This window comes from Chitinophaga sp. GbtcB8 (assembly GCF_019091455.1).
Lineage (GTDB): Bacteria > Bacteroidota > Bacteroidia > Chitinophagales > Chitinophagaceae > Chitinophaga.
Genome location: NZ_JAGXJN010000418.1, coordinates 1 through 236, shown reverse-complemented (window position 1 = coordinate 236; position 236 = coordinate 1). Strand labels below are relative to the sequence as shown.

At 51.7% G+C, this 236-nt stretch carries 1 protein-coding gene; it reads right to left on the bottom strand.

Features of this window, described 5'->3' with window-relative positions:
* The coding region (locus KVT36_RS32230; protein ID WP_217607514.1) for a hypothetical protein at positions 1 to 236 on the bottom strand (236 nt) is incomplete at both ends.

Sequence of the window (236 nt, the reverse complement as noted above, 5' to 3'; positions counted from 1 at the left end):
TATTCGCCTTTGCTCCATTGTACAATCGGTTTGTAGTAACCAACACCCACAATAGGCGCCCAGTTACCCTGGCCGGCGTAGAAACCTTCTGCAGGAGAATTTCTACCGTCGTGGCCTAAGCTTAAAGGATGGCCCACTTCGTGGGAAGCAGCATCGCCAGCGCCTTTTACGCCACCATTAAAGACCCAGCAGGGGGTATCATCATTCCAGTTAAAGGAGCTGATATAGGCTACGCC